The sequence below is a fragment of the Marisediminicola sp. LYQ85 genome, from assembly GCF_046600695.1.
In the GTDB taxonomy this organism is placed as follows: Bacteria; Actinomycetota; Actinomycetes; order Actinomycetales; family Microbacteriaceae; genus Marisediminicola.
This window is the reverse complement of sequence record NZ_JBKIWO010000001.1, coordinates 704,106-722,675: the sequence shown is the minus strand read 5'-3', so window position 1 is coordinate 722,675 and position 18,570 is coordinate 704,106. Positions and strand designations below refer to the sequence as shown.

15 protein-coding genes are annotated in these 18,570 nt (G+C 68.0%); 4 read left to right on the top strand and 11 right to left on the bottom strand.

Annotated features, from left to right (window positions below; translation table 11 throughout):
* Positions 1–106: 106 nt before the first annotated feature.
* From ACLHG5_RS03345 to ACLHG5_RS03330, 4 genes are all read right to left on the bottom strand, one after another.
* Positions 107–727, bottom strand: coding sequence for a hypothetical protein (locus ACLHG5_RS03345; RefSeq protein ID WP_411315610.1), 621 nt, complete (start codon positions 725–727; stop codon positions 107–109).
* Positions 724–1,677 (bottom strand): 16S rRNA (cytosine(1402)-N(4))-methyltransferase RsmH, encoded by a 954-nt coding sequence (rsmH, locus tag ACLHG5_RS03340; protein ID WP_411317851.1) that lies wholly within the window; start codon positions 1,675–1,677, stop codon positions 724–726. Before rsmH ends, ACLHG5_RS03345 begins: the two co-directional genes overlap by 4 nt.
* A gap of 101 nt (positions 1,678–1,778) precedes the next feature.
* Complete coding sequence (gene mraZ / locus ACLHG5_RS03335) at positions 1,779–2,210, bottom strand: division/cell wall cluster transcriptional repressor MraZ (protein WP_411315612.1); 432 nt, start codon at positions 2,208–2,210, stop codon at positions 1,779–1,781.
* Between the two features lie 237 nt (positions 2,211–2,447).
* Positions 2,448–2,855, bottom strand: coding sequence for a DUF3040 domain-containing protein (locus tag ACLHG5_RS03330; protein ID WP_411315613.1), 408 nt, complete (start codon positions 2,853–2,855; stop codon positions 2,448–2,450).
* Positions 2,856–2,933: 78 nt separating this feature from the next.
* On the opposite strand from ACLHG5_RS03330, the gene ACLHG5_RS03325 reads away from it, so the two are divergent.
* Positions 2,934–4,058: a polyprenyl synthetase family protein gene (locus ACLHG5_RS03325; RefSeq protein ID WP_411315614.1), complete on the top strand. Its 1,125-nt coding sequence runs from the start codon at positions 2,934–2,936 to the stop codon at positions 4,056–4,058.
* 38 nt (positions 4,059–4,096) lie between these two features.
* Here ACLHG5_RS03325 and ACLHG5_RS03320 read toward each other — a convergent pair whose 3' ends face one another.
* Positions 4,097–4,438: an Rv2175c family DNA-binding protein gene (locus tag ACLHG5_RS03320; RefSeq protein ID WP_411317850.1), complete on the bottom strand. Its 342-nt coding sequence runs from the start codon at positions 4,436–4,438 to the stop codon at positions 4,097–4,099.
* Positions 4,439–4,653: 215 nt separating this feature from the next.
* Here ACLHG5_RS03320 and ACLHG5_RS03315 point away from each other — a divergent pair, with 215 nt between their 5' ends.
* A complete protein-coding gene (locus ACLHG5_RS03315) occupies positions 4,654–5,931 on the top strand; it encodes a LysM peptidoglycan-binding domain-containing protein (protein WP_411317849.1) in 1,278 nt (425 codons plus the stop codon).
* A 73-nt stretch (positions 5,932–6,004) separates the two neighbouring features.
* Entirely contained in the window at positions 6,005–7,936 is a 1,932-nt protein-coding gene (gene pknB / locus ACLHG5_RS03310) for a Stk1 family PASTA domain-containing Ser/Thr kinase (RefSeq protein WP_411317848.1), read from the top strand.
* Positions 7,937–7,977: 41 nt separating this feature from the next.
* On the opposite strand, the gene ACLHG5_RS03305 is transcribed toward pknB, so the two are convergent.
* The 3 genes from ACLHG5_RS03305 to ACLHG5_RS03295 form a co-directional block, all read right to left on the bottom strand.
* The gene (locus ACLHG5_RS03305; protein ID WP_411316319.1) at positions 7,978–9,309 is read right to left on the bottom strand and encodes a class II 3-deoxy-7-phosphoheptulonate synthase; all 1,332 of its coding nucleotides are present in this window, start codon (positions 9,307–9,309) and stop codon (positions 7,978–7,980) included.
* 171 nt (positions 9,310–9,480) lie between these two features.
* On the bottom strand, positions 9,481–10,170 hold the full coding sequence (locus tag ACLHG5_RS03300) for a lysophospholipid acyltransferase family protein (RefSeq protein ID WP_411316320.1): 690 nt from the start codon (positions 10,168–10,170) through the stop codon (positions 9,481–9,483).
* A gap of 45 nt (positions 10,171–10,215) precedes the next feature.
* On the bottom strand, positions 10,216–11,166 hold the full coding sequence (locus ACLHG5_RS03295) for an ROK family glucokinase (RefSeq protein WP_411317847.1): 951 nt from the start codon (positions 11,164–11,166) through the stop codon (positions 10,216–10,218).
* Positions 11,167–11,350: 184 nt separating this feature from the next.
* Here ACLHG5_RS03295 and ACLHG5_RS03290 point away from each other — a divergent pair, with 184 nt between their 5' ends.
* A complete protein-coding gene (locus ACLHG5_RS03290; protein ID WP_411315619.1) occupies positions 11,351–13,177 on the top strand; it encodes an AMP-dependent synthetase/ligase in 1,827 nt (608 codons plus the stop codon).
* A 33-nt stretch (positions 13,178–13,210) separates the two neighbouring features.
* On the opposite strand, the gene ACLHG5_RS03285 is transcribed toward ACLHG5_RS03290, so the two are convergent.
* From ACLHG5_RS03285 to ACLHG5_RS03275, 3 genes are all read right to left on the bottom strand, one after another.
* The gene (locus ACLHG5_RS03285) at positions 13,211–13,702 is read right to left on the bottom strand and encodes a peptide deformylase (protein WP_411317846.1); all 492 of its coding nucleotides are present in this window, start codon (positions 13,700–13,702) and stop codon (positions 13,211–13,213) included.
* 13 nt (positions 13,703–13,715) lie between these two features.
* Positions 13,716–14,999 carry a MinD/ParA family protein gene (locus tag ACLHG5_RS03280; RefSeq protein ID WP_411315621.1) on the bottom strand — a complete coding sequence of 428 codons (1,284 nt, stop codon included), beginning with the start codon at positions 14,997–14,999 and terminating at the stop codon, positions 13,716–13,718.
* 101 nt (positions 15,000–15,100) lie between these two features.
* The gene (locus ACLHG5_RS03275) at positions 15,101–18,505 is read right to left on the bottom strand and encodes a pyruvate carboxylase (protein ID WP_411317845.1); all 3,405 of its coding nucleotides are present in this window, start codon (positions 18,503–18,505) and stop codon (positions 15,101–15,103) included.
* Positions 18,506–18,570: the final 65 nt, after the last annotated feature.

Below are 18,570 nucleotides of genomic sequence, written 5' to 3'. Positions count from 1 at the left end.
AACATTCACGCGTGTGCTTCCCCCTGGATCAGATGACGGGTGGGTGCGGCGTCCCCGCGGTGAGAAGTCGAAACCGGACACCCGCGAGCGGACGTCCGATCCGGCGTCATCGCGTGGACGGCGACGGGATGCCCATCGGCGCCGACGCTACCGAGTCGTCGGTCTCGCCAGCGGGAGGCGCGCCCGCATCGGTCTCGGGGTCGGAGCCTGCGGCAGCGGCTTCGTCGCCCGCCGCAGCCGAACCGGCCGCGCCGGAGAGCGGAACCCCCTCGAGCAACAGGTTCGGGATGAGAGGGCTGCCGTCGTCCGCGGTTCTCAGAGCCTCGCTCGCGCTCGCCGCCGTCGGTGTTCCGAGCACGGTGAGGTCGGAGAGCCGCAATTGCGCGGTGCTGGAGGTGACGACCATGCCCATCTCCTGCGCTTCTGCGGCGAGGTGCTGGGGAGCGTCGAGCACGCGCAGCCCCTCGACGAGCACTTGCTCGTCTCGAGCGAGCTCGGCCTGCTGGGTTTGGAGTCGGGAGATCTCGTACGCACCCTCGGACGTCGCGATCGTGAGCAGCAGTTGCACACTGAGGATGGCGAAGAGCCCCGTGACGGTGAGCAGCGCCGTGAGGAGCTTGGGGCGGGCTTTGCGCTGCGCCCGCGTCGAGACGATCTCGATGTGCTCGCGTTCGTCGCCTCTCCGGCGCGGAGTCGGGTCGGGATACAGTGCCGGGATCGCGCTCATGCGGCCCTCCTGATTCTCTCTGCTGCGCGCAAGCGCACGGGTGCGGCACGGGGATTGCGGTCTTTCTCCTCGTCGCTCGCCAGTTCGGCGCCGCGCACGAGGAGACGGAGTTCGGGGCGGTGTTCGGGCAGCTCGACGGGGAGCCCTTCGGGGGCCGACGACGTCGATCCCGCCGCGAGTGCCCTCTTGACGATGCGGTCTTCGAGGGACTGGTAGGCGAGCACGACGATGCGACCGTCGATCGCGAGGCTGTCGAGAGCCGCCGGGATCGCGCGTTCGAGCACGGAGAGTTCGTGGTTGACCTCGATGCGGAGGGCCTGGAACACGCGCTTGGCGGGGTGTCCGTTGCGCTGGACCGCGACGGGAGTCACCTCCGTGATGATCTCGACGAGGGCCGCCGACCGCGTCAAGCGTCTGCGCGCTCGCTCGTCGACGATCCGCTTGGCGTAGCGGCCCGCGAGCCGCTCCTCGCCGTAGTCACGGAAGATGCGCTTGAGGTCGGCCTCGCTGTAGTCGGCGAGAACGGTCTCGGCCGTGAGCTCCGAGGTCGAATCCATGCGCATGTCGAGGGGCGCGTCTTTGGAGTACGAGAACCCGCGATCGACGCGATCGAGCTGCAACGACGACACCCCGAGGTCGAAGAGGATTCCGTCGACCGCTCCGATCCCCTCCCCCTCGAGCGCGTCGGGGAGGAGGTCGTAGACCGTGTGCACGAGGTGCACCCGCCCTCCGAAGCGCGATAGACGTCGGCCGGCGATCTCGAGAGCGTCGGGGTCGCGGTCGAGACCCACGAGCGTGAGGTCGGGAAACCGCTCGAGCATCGCCTCGGCGTGGCCCGCCATGCCGAGAGTGGCGTCGACGACGACGGCGCCGGGGTTCGTGATGGCGGGTTCGAGCAGTTCGATCGTGCGGTCGAGGAATACGGGGATGTGGATCTCGCTGTCTGACATGGCGTCCGGCCCGGCCCCTGATCCTTGATCCCCATCCGGTCTGACCTGCCTCCGGGGAAGTGAGGCAGGGCCGACATCGGCTGGGAGTCAAAGACAAGGCGCTAGAAGAGTCCGGGGATCACCTCCTCCGTGGTGTCGGCGAAGCTCGCCTCTTGCTCGGCGTAGTAGGTCTCCCAGGCCGCAGAGTCCCAGATCTCGGCGCGGTTTCCTGCGCCGATGACGGTGAGGTCCCGGTCGAGCCCCGCGTAGCTGCGCAGCGAGGAGGGCACGGTGACGCGGTTCTGCTTGTCGGGAACCTGGTCGTTCGCGCCCGAGAGGAAGACACGCAAGTAGTCACGCGCTTGCTTGCTCGTGACAGGGGCCTGACGGATCCGCGTGTGGATCTCCTCGAAGTCCCTCCTGCTGAACACGTAGAGGCAGTGCTCCTGCCCTCGCGTGATGACGACTCCGCTCTCGAGCTCGTCGCGGAATTTCGCGGGCAGGATGACGCGGCCTTTTTCGTCGAGGCGTGGGGTGTAGGTCCCGAGAAACACACGCGCCACCCCCTTCGTTCGCCGGCCGTGCTGAACAGGCCCCACTTTACTCCACTTAGCACCACAAAAAGAAGAGCACGACCCATATTGGGGGTGTGTGACACACGAAACCCCCGTGATGACGGGCATCACGGGGGTGGAGGAAAATGGAGCGCTTTGACGCGTCCTGGAGCGGATCAGGGCACAAAAAAAGGGCCGACCTTACGGTCGGCCCTTCGAAGTGGTGCGAGGTGGGTCTTACTCCCTGCCGTCGCTTCCGTCTTGGCGCTTCTCCCAGCGGTCGTTCATGCGATCCATGAACCCGCCACTCGAACGACCCGCCGTCGGCATACGGTTCGAGGAGCGCTCCCGCTCAGCCGCGCTCGGCTCGACGGGAGGCCCGGTCTTGCGTCCCGGCGAGATCGCAAGCAGTGCGCCACCGAACATGATGACGAAGCCGAGGATCCCGACGAGGGGAAGCTGAGTGATGACGCCCGTGACGATCAGCCCGATGCCGAGAACGGCGGTGAGGATTCCGACGACGATGAGCGTGTAGTTGGTGCGCCCGCGGGCTGCACCCACGGTCGCGACGAAGTCCGCGTCGTTCTGGTAGAGATTTCTCTCCATTTCTTCGAGAAGTCGTTGCTCGTGCTCAGACAGAGGCATCGTTGCTCCCTTCACACTCGAGACAGACGCGGACGATGCTTCCCAGTCTAAGTGCAGCCCGATCGCTAGGCTAGGCGTGTGGCTGAGAGTACGCGGTTAGTTGACCTTGTCCAGGCTGACATCGATCGGTTTCTCGACGACAGGCAGCCTGTCCTGACGTCGATCGCCGACGACCTGCTCCCCCTCCTCGATTTCTCCCGCGACCTCCTCCGGGGTGGCAAGCGATTCCGCGCTCTGTTCTGTTACTGGGGATGGCAAGCGACCGAGGGGCACGCTCCCGAATACGATCCGATGTCGAGCGACGAGGACTCCCCCGACGATCTCCCCGCGGTCGTGCTCGCCTCGAGCGCGCTCGAGATCTTCCACGCGGCGGCTCTCGTGCACGACGACATCATGGACAACTCCGACACCCGTCGCGGGGCTCCGGCCGCACACCGCCGGTTCGAGCGGATGCACCGCGAGGGCGAGTGGGTCGGCCAGCCCGCGACCTTCGGCCAGTCGGCGGCGCTCCTCCTCGGTGACCTCCTCCTCGGGTGGAGTGACGAACTCTTCGATGAGGCGACGGCCGCTCTGTCGAGCCGCGAGGCCGGCATCGCCGCTCGACAGGAGTTCAATCGGATGCGCACCGAGGTCACCGCCGGTCAGTACCTCGACATCCTCGACGAGCGCGCGTGGCGCTCCCTTCCCGAAGACGACCTCCTCGCGCGAGCGCACCGCGTGATCGTCTACAAGTCGGCGAAGTACAGCATCGAGGCTCCCCTCGTGATCGGGGCGTGCCTCGCGGGCGCGACACCCGAGCAGATCGCGACGCTGCGTGACTTCGGCTTGCCGCTCGGAATCGCCTACCAGTTGCGCGACGACATGCTCGGGGTGTTCGGCGACCCCGCCGTGACGGGCAAGCCCGCGGGCGACGACTTGCGCGAGGGCAAGAGAACAGTACTCATCGCGCTCGCTCGCTCGGCCATGCCCGCGAACGCGCGCTCGCTGCTCGACGAACTGCTCGGCGACGCCGACCTCGACGAGCAGCAGGTGAGCATGCTGCAGGCCTCGATCCAGCACAGCGGTGCGGTCGACAAGGTCGAACGACTCATCAGGCACAACGTCGATCTCGCCGTCGCCGCCCTCCGTGACGCCCCCATCAGCGCGGCGTCCCGCGACCAGTTGGAGAGACTCGCCGACACGGTCACCCGGCGTTCGGCGTAAGCCCCCCTCTCACGCGGCCGCACTCCCGCGAAGCAGGGCTAGAAGGCGAGGGCCTGTGCCACGCGCCGCACCTCGGCTTTGCGTCCTGCCCTCAGGGCCTCGATGGGAGCCGTGCCGAGCATGTCGTCGGTGTCGAGGAGCCAGCGCATCGCTTCCTCGTCGCTGAAGCCGTTGTCGGCGAGCACGACGAGAGTGCCTTTGAGCTCGTGCAGGGGTTCGCCGTCACGGATGAACGCGGCGGGCACTTTGAGCACGCCGTCCACCCGCGCGGCGAGCAGGGAGCGGTCTTCGATGAGTCGGCGGATCTTGCTGACGCCGAGCCCGAGCACATCGACGAGGTCGGGAACGCTGAGCCAGGTGGTTTCGACAGAGGAGGTCACGGCACCAGCCTGACAGATCCGCGCCGGGAGAGTCACGCCGAGGCGCCCGATCGAGTCACTCCTGTATCACGAGTCACACCATTCACTTTGATTGACACGGGCATTGTTGTGTGTCAACTTTGACCGACGATGCCTCGGGCGCCCCCCGGTCCGAGACCGGGTCCCGAATGCCCGCGACGTCCCGACTCAGCACGGCCGATGAACGAGGACCCGAAATGACCAGCACGATGCCCTCCCTCCCCGCGGCGCTCAAGCAGCCCAGCCGTCTCGCGAAGAGTCTCTTCTCCACCATTCCGATCGTGCTCGTCGGCACGATGGCCATGAGCCTCAACCTCGGCGCGGGTCTCCCCGACCAGGACAAGAGTGACGAGCGCAACCGCGACAAGGGCAGCGAACTCGGCAAGAGCATCCGCGAAGCCCTCGCCGAAGCGCACGCGAAGTCCACCGCCGAAGCGATGTCCGCTCCCGTCGAATCCACGACCGCCATCGCGACGCCGTCGTCGTACACGGTCGTCGCGGGCGACACGGTCAGCTCGATCGCGGGGAAGTACGGACTGCCGACGGCATCCGTCCTCGCCCTCAACGGACTCGGCTGGAAGTCGACGATCTTCCCCGGCCAAGTGCTGACCCTCACGAACGGCGCGAGCGCGCCTCGCGTGACCGCTCCCCAGCCCACCGGATCGGTCGAGCGCCACACGGTCGTCTCGGGCGACACCGTCGCGGGCATCGCCGAGCGCTACGGAGTGCCCACCGCAACCGTCCTGAGCGCGAACGGCCTCTCGGAGTCGAGCATCATCTACCCCGGCGGCACCCTCGCGATCCCCGCGACAGCGCCCGCAGCCCAGACGATCGCGCCATTCGAGCCCGCCGTCTCGATCACGCCGGCTCCCGACACTCGCGTGGACGACACCTCGCACGTCATCAGCGCGAACGAGACGGTCGCGAGCATCGCGGCCCTCTACGGCACGACCGCGAGCGCCATCCTCGACGCCAACGGGTTGAGCTGGTCGAGCATCATCTACTCGGGTCGCACCCTCGTGATCCCGGGAGTGCCCGTCGTCACGTCGCCCGAGTCGGGAGTCACGCCCCTCACGCCGGAGATGGCGGCCAACGCCAAGACCATCGTGAGCGTCGGCCGATCGCTCGGCGTGAGCGACTACGGACTCGTCATCGCCTTGGCGACGGCCATGCAGGAGTCGAGTCTGCTCAACCTCGATTACGGCGACAGGGATTCTCTCGGGCTGTTCCAGCAGCGGCCGAGCACCGGATGGGGCTCCCCCCGCCAGGTGACCGACCCCGTCTACGCGGCGACCGTCTTCTTCGGCGGACCCACCAACCCGAACGTCGGGCAGACGCGGGGCCTCCTCGACATCGAGGGATGGCAGGATCTGCCGGTCACCGAGGCGGCCCAGGCGGTGCAGATCTCGGCCTACCCGGACGCCTACGCGAAGTGGGAGACCTCCGCGCGCTCGTGGCTCGCGCAGATCGGCTGACCCGGGTCGGATAAGGCGCGCCGCCCCGGTGTTTCGACCGGGTGAACGCCGACGCCGTCCCTAGAATCTACGGGTGACCACGAACTCGACGGACCCGATGATCGGTCGTCTCGTCGACGGTCGTTATCAAGTGCGATCGCGCATCGCTCGCGGCGGAATGGCGACGGTCTATCTTGCGACCGATCTGCGCCTCGAGCGTCGCGTCGCGATCAAGGTCATGCACGGACACCTCGCCGACGACAGCCAGTACCGCGCGAGGTTCATCCAGGAGGCACGCTCGGCCGCGCGACTCGCGCACCCCAACGTCGTCAACGTCTACGACCAGGGCCAAGACGCCGACACGGCCTACCTCGTCATGGAGTACCTCCCCGGAATCACGTTGCGAGACCTCCTCGAGGAGCACCACGTGCTCACGACGATGCAAGCGTTCGACATCATGGAGGCCGTGCTCTCGGGGCTCGCGGCGGCGCACAAGAACGGCATCGTGCACCGCGACCTCAAGCCCGAGAACGTGTTGCTCGCCGACGACGGCCGCATCAAGATCGGCGACTTCGGGCTGGCTCGCGCGGCGACGGCGAACACCGCGACCGGCAACGCCCTCCTCGGGACGATCGCCTACCTCTCCCCCGAACTCGTCACGCGGGGAATCGCCGACACCCGCAGTGACATCTACGCGGTCGGCATCATGCTCTACGAGATGCTCGCGGGTGAGCAGCCGTTCAAGGGCGAGCAACCCTTCCAGATCGCCCACCAGCACGCGAACGACACCGTCGGAACACCGAGCTCGAAGAACCCCGCGGTGCCCACCGAGCTCGACGAGCTCGTGCTGTGGGCGACCGCGCGTGATCCGGATCAGCGCCCCCGCGACGCCAAGACGATGCTCGACCAGTTGCTCGACACGGGCGCCCAACTCGCGACGGCGGCTCCCGCGACCGCGGCGCACCGCACGATGGTCATGCCGACGGCGGCGCCGTCGTCGTCGGGGTCGGACGACGTAACCCAGATCATCAGGCCGCAGCGACGCGAACGCACGGGCCCCGTCGTCGCCGACAGCGCCTCGGCACTCCAGAAGACGGCGAGCCGTCGCAAACGCAAGGGCTTCGTGCTCTTCGCTCTCGTCATCCTGCTCGCCGGTCTCGCCGCGGGCACCGGGTGGTACTTCAACGCCGGCCCCGGAGCCCTCGTCTCGGTTCCCGACGTGAGCGGGTCGGATGTCGCGACCGCGACCGCGACCCTCGAAGAACTCGAGCTCGTGGTGGCCGCCGAGACGCGTGGCATCACCGATCCCGACACCTCGATCCCCGTCGGATCGGTCGTCGGAACCGACCCGGACGCCGGGGCCCAATTGGCCCGCCAGACGACCGTGACGCTCCTGACCAACCTCGGTCCCGAACAACTCCCTGTTCCCGAACTCGTCGGTCTCACCGAGGCCGAGGCCCGGGAGGCCATAGAGTCCGCGGGTTTCACGGCCCAGGATTCGGCCACGCAGTTCTCGTCAGACGTGCCCGCCGACACCGTCATCGCGGCGACGGGCGCCGAGGGCGTCGACCTCACGACCGTCGACGAATACGGCGAGGATCAACCGGTGACCCTCCTCGTCTCACTCGGTGCGGTTCCCGACGTGCGCGGTCAGGGCTTCGCCCAAGCGCTCGAGACGCTCGAGGGCGTCGGACTCTCGGGGGTCGAGGGCGAGCGCGCTTTCGACGACGCGATACCCGAGGGATCGGTGCTCTCCGCCGCAGCACCCGGCGACGGGCCCGTGACCCCCGGAGACACCCTCACCCTCGCGGTCTCCGATGGGCCCGCTCCCGTCACGGTGCCCGAGGTCAACGACCTTCCGCGAGACGAGGCCATCGCCGCACTCGAGGGCCTCGGCCTCGATGTGAGCTACAACCCGCTCTTCGCGCCGTTCAGCGGCGCTCGCGCGACCGGAACCGACCCCGAGGCCGGAACCGTGCTGCCGCGGGGGTCGAGCGTGACGCTCTTCCTCCAGCTCATCGGCTGAGGGCCTCGGGCGGTCGGGGGCCTCGGGCGGTCGACGACCTCTCAGCGCGGGGCGCCGAGCTCCTCGGCGACGAGGAACGCGAGTTCGAGTGACTGCATGTGGTTGAGGCGCGGGTCGCACAGAGACTCGTAGCGCGTCGCGAGGGTCGCCTCGTCGATCTGCTCCGATCCGCCGAGACACTCGGTGACGTCGTCGCCCGTGAGCTCGATGTGGATGCCACCGGGGTGGGTGCCTGCTGCGCGGTGCGACTCGAAGAACCCCTTGACCTCGTCGACGACGTCGTCGAAGCGACGCGTCTTGTATCCCGTGGGTGTCGTGAGGCCGTTGCCGTGCATCGGGTCGGACACCCAGAGCGGCGTCGCGTCGAACCGCGTGATCGCCTCGAGGAGGGGCGGGAGGGCGTCGCGCACCTTCTCGGCCCCCATGCGCGAGACGAACGTTAGTCTGCCGGGCTCGCGATCGGGGTCGAGCTTGTCGATCAGCCTCTCCATGTCGTCGATGGATGTCGTCGGACCGAGCTTGACGCCGATCGGGTTGCGCACGCGGGAGAAGTAGTCGACGTGGGCGCCGTCGATGTCACGCGTGCGCTCCCCGATCCACAGGAAGTGCGCCGACGTGTTGACGGGCATGCCCGTGCGCGAGTCGATGCGGGTCATCGGCCGCTCGTAGTCCATGAGCAGGCCCTCGTGAGCCGTGTAGAACTCGACGCGCTTGAGTTCGTCGAAGTCCGCTCCGGCCGCCTCCATGAACTTGATCGCACGATCGATGTCGCGCGCGAGCAGCTCGTATCGGGCGTTGGCGGGGTTGCGCGCGAATCCCTGGTTCCAGCTGTGCACCTGGCGCAGGTCGGCGAACCCGCCCTGCGTGAACGCGCGCACGAGGTTGAGCGTCGACGCGGCCGTGTGGTAACCCTGCACGAGGCGCCGCGGGTCGGCGCGGCGCGATTCGGGTGTGAAGTCGTAGCCGTTGACGATGTCGCCGCGGTAGGCGGGGAGCGTGACGTCGCCGCGCGTCTCGTTGTCGCTCGAGCGTGGTTTGGCGAACTGGCCGGCCATGCGCCCCATCTTGATGACGGGGGTCGACGCACCGTACGTGAGCACGACGGCCATCTGCAGAATCGTCTTCACGCGATTGCGGATCTGCTCCGCGGTCGCACCCGCGAACGTCTCGGCGCAATCGCCGCCCTGCAGGACGAACGCCTTGCCTGCCGCGGCCGTCGCGAGACGTTCCCGGAGGATGTCGACCTCACCCGCGAACACGAGGGGCGGGAGCGCGGCGATCTCGGCAGACGCGGCGCCGACGGCGTCGGGGTCGGGCCAATCGGGCTGCTGCTTGATCGGGAGCGTCCGCCAGTAGTCGAGCCCGGCGACCACGGCGGGGTCGGGGAGCACGACAGTGTCTTCGGTCGGATTGGCCACGATGATTCCTCGATGCTGACGGGCGGGTGGGTACCCGCGGGGTTTCGATGGCGACAGGGACGGACCCTGTCCACCCTTATTCGCCGTGCCCACCCTATTCGTTCGGTGGGCGGCGCAAATGCGCGATCAGCGCGAGAGCGACGGGCGCTTGTCCTTGACCGAAGTCGCATAGACGTCGGCGTATTCCTGCCCGCTCAGTCGCGAGAGTTCGTACATGATCTCGTCGGTGATCGACCGCAGGATGAAGCGGTCGCCCTCCATGCCGTGGAAACGCGAGAAGTCGAGCGGCTCACCGATCACGACGCCGATGCGCCGCACCTTCGGAAGGCGCCGACCGATCGGCATGACCTTCTCGGTGTCGATCATGGCGACGGGGATGACGGGCACGTCGCCCTCGAGGATCATCCTCGCGACGCCCGTGCGGCCACGATAGAGCTTCGCGTCGGGGCTCCGGGTGCCCTCGGGGTAGATGCCGAGCACCTCGCCCTTCGCGAGCACACCGAGACCGGTCTGGAGGGAGGCCTCAGACGCCTTGCCCCCCGAGCGGTCGATCGGCAGCATCCCCGCCGACTTGAGGAACGTGCGCGTGAGCCAGCCCTTGAGACCCTTGCCGGTGTAGTAGTCGCTCTTCGCGAGAAAACTGATCTGGCGATCGATGAGGAGGGGCAGGAACACCGAGTCGATGAACGACAGGTGGTTGCTCGCGAGGATCACTCCCCCGGTCTTCGGGATGTTCTCGTGCCCCGTGACCCACGGCCGGAACGCGGCTCGCAGAATCGGACCCACGATGAGGTTCTTCATGAACCAGTAGAACATCCGCGACCGCCCTCTCAGAGACTGACCCATCGTACCGCCGCGACACTACGCTCGTCGTTCGGCTCCGGCTCGCGCGAGGTCGGCGGCGCCGACGACACCCGCGTCGTTGACGAGCTCGGCGATCACGAACTCCGGCTCGGGGTGGTACCCCCGCGCCGGGAGGGTCGCGTGGAAAGACTCCCGCACGGGGTCGAGCAGCAGATCGCCCGCGATCGACACGCCTCCCCCGAAGACGAAGAGCTGCGGGTCGAGCACCGCGCTGAGCGACGCGCACGCCTCGCCGAGCCAGTGCCCCAGTTCGCGCAGCGCGTGCACGGCTCCCGGATCGCCCTCACGGATGAGCTCGGCCACATCGTGCCCCGATATCGAACCCCGCGCCTCCCGGACGCGCGCGAGGCCCTGACCGATTCCGCCGACATCCGCAATCGAATTGGCCATGCGCAGAAGCGCGCGGCCCGAGCCGTACTGCTCGATGCACCCGCGTGCGCCGCACCCGCACGGCAGGCCGCCGGGAACGATGCGCATGTGACCGAGCTCGGCCCCCGCGCCGAAACCGCCGCGGAAGAGGGCGTCTTTCGAGACGATCGCGCCGCCGACACCTGTTCCGATCGTGAGCATCGTCATGTCGCTCACGAGTCGGCCGGCCCCGAACCGGAACTCGGCCCAGCCCGCCGCGTTCGCGTCGTTGTCGATCGTGATGTCGAGGTCGAGCCGCGCGTCGAGCTTGGCGCGCAGAGGCTCTTCTCGCCACGGGATGTTGGGCGTGTAGTAGACGGTCGATTGGGCCGCATCGATGAAGCCGGGGGCGGCGACGCCCGCCGCGCGGATGTCGCGCCCGACCCTGAGCCGCGTGATCATGTCGACGACGGCGTCGATGATCGCGTCGGAGTCGCTCGCGTCGGTCGCGACGCGGTCCTCGACCACGATCTCGCCGAGCTCCGTGACCACGGCGCCCGCGATCTTGGTGCCTCCGATGTCGATGCCGATCGCATCCATACGCTCTCGTCCTTCTGTCGTCGTGTGTCTGGCCGTCGTCGTGTGTCGGGATCACCCGGGCGGGCTCGTGCTGCGCTCGGCGTCCACCGATGAGTTTAGAGATGCCTCGGCATCGCACGGGCGCACGCGCATCGAGCCGGTAGACTCGGGGCAATATAGTCACCGGGGTACCAAAGGAGTTGCCGTGGAACAGTACGACACACCCGCAGTCATCGACGCGGATCCGACAGCGAACGCGACGGACCTGCTCGTCGACCGGGTTCGCGAAACGCCGGATCTCGCCATCTTCGCCCTCCCGACGCCCGACGGGGGGTGGCGCGATGTCACGGCGCGCGAGTTCCACGCCGAGGTCATCGCCCTCGCCAAAGGCCTCGTCGCGGCGGGCATCGAGCCCGGCGACAAGATCGGCCTCATGTGCAAGACGCGCTACGAGTGGACCCTCATCGACTTCGCCACGTGGTTCGCGGGCGCACTGCTCGTCCCCGTGTACGAGACCTCCTCGCCGAGCCAGTTGCTGTGGAACCTCACCGACTCGGGCGCGGTCGCCATGATCACCGAGACCGCCGACCACTTCGCTCGATTCGACGAGGTGCGCGCCGACCTCCCGGCCGTGACGCGAGGGTGGCAGATCGACCTCGGCGACCTCGACAAACTCGTCGCCGCGGGCGTCGACGTCTCCGACGCCGAGATCGAGCGCCGCCGCACCCTCGCGAACGCCGACGACATCGCGACGCTCATCTACACGTCGGGCACCACGGGCAAGCCCAAGGGTTGCGTTCTGACGCACGCGAACTTCGTCGAGCTGTCGCGCAACGCCTCGACGGCGATCTCCGAGGTCGTGCACCCCGGGGCATCCACTCTGCTCTTCATCACGACGGCCCACATCTTCGCGCGGTTCATCGCGGTGCTCTCGGTGCACGGTGGGGTGAAGGTCGGTCACCAGCCCGACACCAAGCTCCTCCTCCCCTCTCTCGCGTCGTACAAGCCGACGTTCCTCCTCGCGGTGCCGCGCGTGTTCGAGAAGGTCTACAACTCGTCGGAGCAGAAAGCCGAGGCGGGCGGCAAGGGAAAGATCTTCCGCGCTGCTGCGGATGTCGCGATCGCGCACTCCAAGGCCGTGGACGCCGGAAGCGTTCCCCTCGGTCTCAAGGTCAAATACGCCCTCTTCGACAAGCTCGTCTACGGAAAGATCCGCACCGCGATGGGTGGCAACGTGAAGTACGCCGTCTCGGGCTCGGCGCCCCTCGGACTGCGCCTCGGGCACTTCTACCGCAGCCTCGGCATCACGATCCTCGAGGGCTACGGCCTCACCGAGACGACGGCGCCCATCTCGGTCAACCTCCCGTCGAACTTCAAGATCGGCAAAGTCGGACCGCCGCTCCCCGGCTGCGGGGTGCGCATCGCCGACGACGGCGAGATCCAGGCTCGCGGGGTCAACGTCTTCCGCGGCTACTGGAACAACGACGCCGCGACCGCGGAGTCGTTCGACGGCGAGTGGTTCAAGACGGGTGACATCGGCGAGATCGATGCGGAGGGACTCATCCAGATCACCGGCCGCAAGAAAGAGATCATCGTGACGGCGGGGGGCAAGAACGTCGCTCCCGCAGCGCTCGAAGACCCGATCCGCGCGAACCCGATCATCGGTCAGGTGATCGCCGTGGGCGAGCAGCGGCCGTTCATCTCGGCGCTCATCACCCTCGACGAGGAGATGCTCCCCGTCTGGCTCAACAACAACGGCGAAGACGCGACGCAGTCCGTGGCCGACGCCGCGCGCAACCCCAAGGTGCTCGCCGAGATCCAGCGCGCCGTCGACGCCGCGAACGCGGACGTGTCGCGGGCGGAGTCCATCCGCAAGTTCGTCGTGCTCGACAAGGAGCTCACCGAGGCGAGCGGTCACCTGACGCCCAAGATGAGCATCAAGCGCAATGTCATCTTGAGTGACTTCGCGGGTGTCATCGACACGATGTATGCCACAGCCCCCGCGACCGAGGGCACCGCGATCGTCGGCTGAGTCACCCTGTCCGCGGGAGCGCCGGGGTCGAGGTCAGAACCAGTCGCTCTCGCGGATGAGCCGCATCGCTTCGCGCTTCGTCTCCTTCTCGAGGCCCTCGATGAAGAGTTTGCCGTCGAGGTGGTCGGTCTCGTGCTGCAGGGCCTGGGCGAGGAGGCCCGTGCCGCTCAATTCGACGGGTTCGCCGTCGAGGTCGACGCCGACGACGCGAGCGAACGGATAGCGCGACCTCGCGAAGTAGAACCCCGGCACGGACAGGCACCCCTCGTCGACGAGCACGGGGTCTCCCGAGACCTCGACGAGCGTCGGATTGATGACGTATCCGATGACGCCGTCGACGTTGTAGCTGAACGCGCGCAGATTGACCCCGATCTGGCACGCGGCCACGCCGGCGCGACCAGCGACAGCGACACTGTCGAGGAGATCGGCGATGAGGGTGCGTGCCGCCGGGTCGCCGAGGGCGATGGGGGTCGACACCGTCTTGAGCACGGGGTCACCGAAGATACGGATCGGTCGTTCGGGCATGGTCTTCTCCGGATCAGTTGACGCGCGTCGCGGGCAAGCCGTCGACGACGAGCGCGGCGAGCTCTCTCGCCGCGTCTCGAGTGAGGGGTTTGAGGGCGTGGAAGTCGATGACCGAGCCCGCCGCGAGGTGCGGGTCGTAGGGAACGCGCACGATCTCTCGCACGCGCGACCGGAAGTGCGCTTCGATCTCGTCGAGCTTGACGAGGTTGGTGCCTTGAGTCGCGGTGTTGAGGGCGACGATGCTGTTGCGCACGAGCTCGCCGTACCCATTGGCCTCGAGCCACGTGAGCGTCTCCGAGGCGAGCCTCGCCTCGTCGACGCTCCCCCCGGAGACGACGACGATCGAGTCCGCCCGCTGCAGAGTGGCCCGCATGACCGAGTGCACGATGCCCGTTCCGCAATCGGTGAGGGCGATCGAGTAGAACCGGGCGCAGAGGTCGGCGACGACGTTGTAGTCGTCTTCGTCGAAGGCCTCCGAGAGCATCGGGTCGGTGTCGGAGGCGAGGATGTCGAGCCGCGTCTCGTCTCGCGACACGAGCTTGCTGAAGTCGTTGAACGTCGAGATCGACGCGGTCTTGGTGACGACGTCGCGCACGGTCGAGCGGGTCTGTTTCGCGACGCGCTCCGACAGGGTTCCGCGGTCGGGGTTCGCGTCGATCGCGATGACGCGATCCTCCCGCGCGTCGGCGAGAGCCATTCCGAGGAGCGCCGTCACCGTCGTCTTGCCGACTCCGCCCTTGCGCGTGAGCACGGGGACGAATCGGGTGCCCCCCTCGAAGTCCTTGTGGATGCGTGCATCCACGAGTTTGCGAGCGCGCACCGCCGGGGCGTCTCCGAGGTCGATCGCCCCGAACGTCGCTCGATAGACGAGCGCCTGCCAGCGTCCTTCGGGCGCACGCTTCGTGCCGCCGTCGCCGAGGAGGCGCTCGGGGGTCAGCATCGACGCCGCTTCGGGGCCCGTCGAGGTGGCGTGACGGGGTGCGTCGCCCCGCGACTCCGCACGCGAACCCGACACCGCGGGGCTCCGCGGCGCCCTCGGCGACGTGACCGCCACGGGGATCGCGGGTGTCGAGACGATGGGCACTCCGACCGACCCCGGGTCGACCGAGACGTCGTCTATCGAGAGGGCGGCTTCGTCGTCGGGAACCGACCGCACGGGTCGGGGCAGGGCGACGTCGATCGACGGCACCGGGTCGGAGCCTTGCTGCATCGAGATGTCAGGGCCGCTGTCGCGGTCTGCGTCGCCGTCGGCACCGTCGAGACCGTCGACCGCGCCCCCGCTATCGGGACTCCTCACGAGAACACCAGACCTTTCGTCGACCCCCGACCGATCAGTTTACCGTGCGGCTCAGGGCGACCGGGGTTCCCGCGGTGGGCCGGCGCATCGACGGCCCGACGTCACGCGGGGTCGATCTCGACGAGGAGGTCTCCCCCGTCGACCTGTTGGGTGCTCGGCACGGCCACTCGCTTCACGACACCGGAGATCGTCGCGGTGATGGCAGCCTCCATCTTCATCGCCTCGATCGAGGCGACGCTCTGACCGGTCGTGACGGTGTCGCCCTCGGCGACACCGAGCGTGACGACACCCGAGAACGGAGCCGCGACGTGGCCCGCCTTCGACGGGTCCGCCTTCTCGGCCGCCTTCGATTCGACGCGGATGCTGCGGTCGCGAACGAACACGGGCCGCAATTGCCCGTTGAGGGTCGTCATGACCGTGCGCATGCCCTTCTCATCGGCGTCGCCGATCGCCTCGAGCCCGACGAAGAGGCTCACGCCCCTGCTGATCTGCACGACGTGCTCCTGTCCCTGACGCAAGCCGTAGAGGTAGTCGGTCGTGTCGACGACGGAGAGGTCGCCGAAGAGCTCGCGGATCTGCTCGAACTGTTTCGCCGGAGCGGGGAAGAGCAGCCGGTTGAGCATCGAGCGGCGGGATTCGGAGTCCGCGTCGAGCGCGGCCTCATCCTCGGCACTCACCTCCGTCACGCCGATCTTGACCGAGCGACCCTCGAGCACCTTCGACCGGAACGGCTCGGGCCACCCCCCGGGCAGGTCGCCGAGCTCGCCCGCCATGAAGCCGATGACGGAGTCCGGGATGTCGTATCTGCCGGGATTCGACTCGAAATCGTCGGGGTCCGCGTCTGCCGCGGCGAGAGCGAGGGCGAGGTCTCCGACGACCTTCGACGACGGCGTGACCTTCGGCGGGCGGCCGAGCATGCGGTTCGCAGCGGCGTAGAGATCCTCGATCTTCTCGAACTGGTCGGCGAGACCGAGCGCGATGGCCTGCTGGCGCAGGTTCGAGAGCTGGCCCCCGGGGATCTCGTGGTTGTAGACGCGACCCGTCGGCCCCGCGAGACCCGACTCGAAGGGCGCGTACGCGTGGCGCACCGCCTCCCAATACGGCTCGAGATCGGAAATGGCCTGCAGCGAGAGACCGGTGTCGCGCTCGGTGTGCGCGAGAGCGGCGACGAGGGCCGACGCTGACGGCTGACTCGTCGTTCCCGCCATCGGCGCGCTCGCGACATCCACGGCGTCGGCTCCCGCACGGCTCGCGGCGAGGAGTGTCGCGAGCTGCCCGCCCGCGGTGTCGTGGGTGTGCACGTGCACGGGCAGGTCGAACCGGTCACGCAGAGCCGTGACGAGCTTCTCGGCTGCCCCCGCTCGCAGGAGCCCCGCCATGTCTTTGATGGCGAGGATGTGTGCGCCCGCATCGACGATCTCCTCGGCGAGACGCAAGTAGTAGTCGAGGGTGTAGAGGTCTTCCGCGGGGTCGAGGAGGTCACCCGTGTAGCAGACGGCGACCTCGGCGACCGCCGACCCCGTCTCGAGAACGGACTCGATGGCGGGCCTCATCTGGGCGACGTCGTTGAGGGCGTCGAAGATGCGGAAGATGTCGACACCCGATGTCGCGGCCTCCCTCACGAACGCATCCGTGACCTTCGTCGGGTAGGGCGTGTAGCCGACCGTGTTGCGCCCGCGGAGGAGCATCTGGATGGCGATGTTGGGCAGTGCCTCGCGCATCGTCGAGAGGCGCTCCCACGGGTCTTCGCCGAGGAAGCGCAGAGCGACGTCGTAGGTCGCCCCGCCCCACGCCTCGATCGACAGAAGCTCCGGAGTCATGCGCGCGACGTGTGGGATGACCGCGGTCAGGTCCCGCGTGCGCACACGGGTCGCGAGAAGGGACTGGTGCGCGTCGCGGAAGGTCGTGTCGGTCACGGCGAGAGCGGTCTGAGCCCGGAGCGCGGAGGCGAAGCCGACCGGACCGAGCTCGAGCAGCCGCTGTCGCGATCCCGCGGGCGCCGCGACCGTGAGGTCGGTCTCGGGGAGCTTGACCGCGGGATTGAGCGTGCCGGCGCCGTCGCCGTTCGGCTGGTTGACGGTCACGTCGGCGAGCCAGTTGAGGATCTTGGTGCCGCGATCCTTCGACTGGTTCGACTTGACGAGGTTTGGGCGCTCGTCGATGAACGACGTGCTGAGGTCGCCCGCGATGAACTCGGGGTCGTCGAGGACGGCCTGGAGGAACGGGATGTTGGTCGCGACACCGCGGATGCGGAACTCGGCGAGCCCGCGACGCGCCCGCGCGATCGCCGCGGGGTAGTCGCGTCCGCGGCACGTCATCTTGACGAGCATCGAGTCGAAGTGCGGACTGATCTGCGTTCCGGGGTTGATCGTGCCACCGTCGAGACGGATGCCTCCACCGCCGGGTGAGCGGTAGGTCGTGATCTTGCCGGTGTCGGGGCGGAACCCCGCGGCGGGGTCCTCCGTCGTGATGCGGCACTGGAGCGCCGCCCCGCGCAAGCGCAGGTCTTTCTGCTGCAAGCCGAGGTCGGCGAGGGACTGTCCGTAGGCGATGCGCATCTGGGATTGCACGAGGTCGACGTCGGTGACCTCCTCGGTCACCGTGTGCTCGACCTGGATGCGGGGGTTCATCTCGATGAACACGTGCTGGCCCGCGCGCTCGCCCGCGGTGTCGAGGAGGAACTCGACCGTTCCCGCGTTCACATAACCGATCGACTTCGCGAACGCGATCGCGTCGCGATACATCGCCTGTCGGATGGTCTCGTCGAGGTTGGGTGCCGGGGCGATCTCGACGACCTTCTGGTGGCGACGCTGCACCGAGCAGTCGCGCTCGAACAAGTGGACGGTCTCCCCCGTCGAGTCGGCGAGGATCTGCACCTCGATGTGACGCGGGCGCACGACGGCCTGCTCGAGGAACATCGTCGGGTCACCAAAGGCGCTGTCGGCCTCCCGCATGGCCTCCTCGAGTGCGGGGCGCAACTCGGCAGCCGTGTCGACGCGGCGCATGCCGCGGCCTCCGCCTCCCGCGACGGCCTTGGCGAAGATCGGGAACCCGATCGCCTCGGCTCCCGCGAGGAGCTCCTCGATGTCGCGTGACGCGGGCGTCGACGCGAGCACGGGCACACCGGCCGAGATCGCGTGCTCCTTCGCCGTGACCTTGTTACCCGCCATCTCGAGCACGCTCTGCCCGGGACCGATGAACGTGATGCCGTGAGCCGCTGCCGCCGCCGCGAGCTCGGGGTTCTCGGAGAGGAACCCGTAACCGGGGTAGATCGCATCCGCTCCGCATTCCACCGCGACCCTGATGATCTCGTCGACGTCGAGGTAGGCCCGCACCGGGTGCCCTGGAGTGCCGATCTGGTAGGCCTCGTCGGCCTTCAGACGGTGCAGAGAATTGCGGTCCTCATGCGGAAACACGGCGACCGTGACGGCGCCGAGCTCGTAAGCGGCACGGAAGGCGCGGATCGCGATTTCGCCGCGGTTGGCCACAAGAATCTTCGAAAACATCGAGCCCCTTCGCTGTCGTCGACCCGGGGCCGACGTTTAGGTGCTTTCAGACTAGTGAAGGTATC

Excerpts from the sequence above, each read along its gene's own strand:
- ACLHG5_RS03300 (WP_411316320.1), bottom strand. The coding sequence starts at position 10,170 with ATGTTCTACTGGTTCATGAAGAACCTCATCGTGGGTCCGATTCTGCGA.
- rsmH (WP_411317851.1), bottom strand. The coding sequence starts at position 1,677 with ATGTCAGACAGCGAGATCCACATCCCCGTATTCCTCGACCGCACGATC.
- ACLHG5_RS03295 (WP_411317847.1), bottom strand. The coding sequence starts at position 11,166 with ATGGATGCGATCGGCATCGACATCGGAGGCACCAAGATCGCGGGCGCC.
- ACLHG5_RS03275 (WP_411317845.1), bottom strand. The coding sequence starts at position 18,505 with ATGTTTTCGAAGATTCTTGTGGCCAACCGCGGCGAAATCGCGATCCGC.
- ACLHG5_RS03330 (WP_411315613.1), bottom strand. The coding sequence starts at position 2,855 with ATGCCTCTGTCTGAGCACGAGCAACGACTTCTCGAAGAAATGGAGAGA.
- ACLHG5_RS03345 (WP_411315610.1), bottom strand. The coding sequence starts at position 727 with ATGAGCGCGATCCCGGCACTGTATCCCGACCCGACTCCGCGCCGGAGA.
- ACLHG5_RS03315 (WP_411317849.1), top strand. The coding sequence starts at position 4,654 with ATGACCAGCACGATGCCCTCCCTCCCCGCGGCGCTCAAGCAGCCCAGC.
- ACLHG5_RS03285 (WP_411317846.1), bottom strand. The coding sequence starts at position 13,702 with ATGCCCGAACGACCGATCCGTATCTTCGGTGACCCCGTGCTCAAGACG.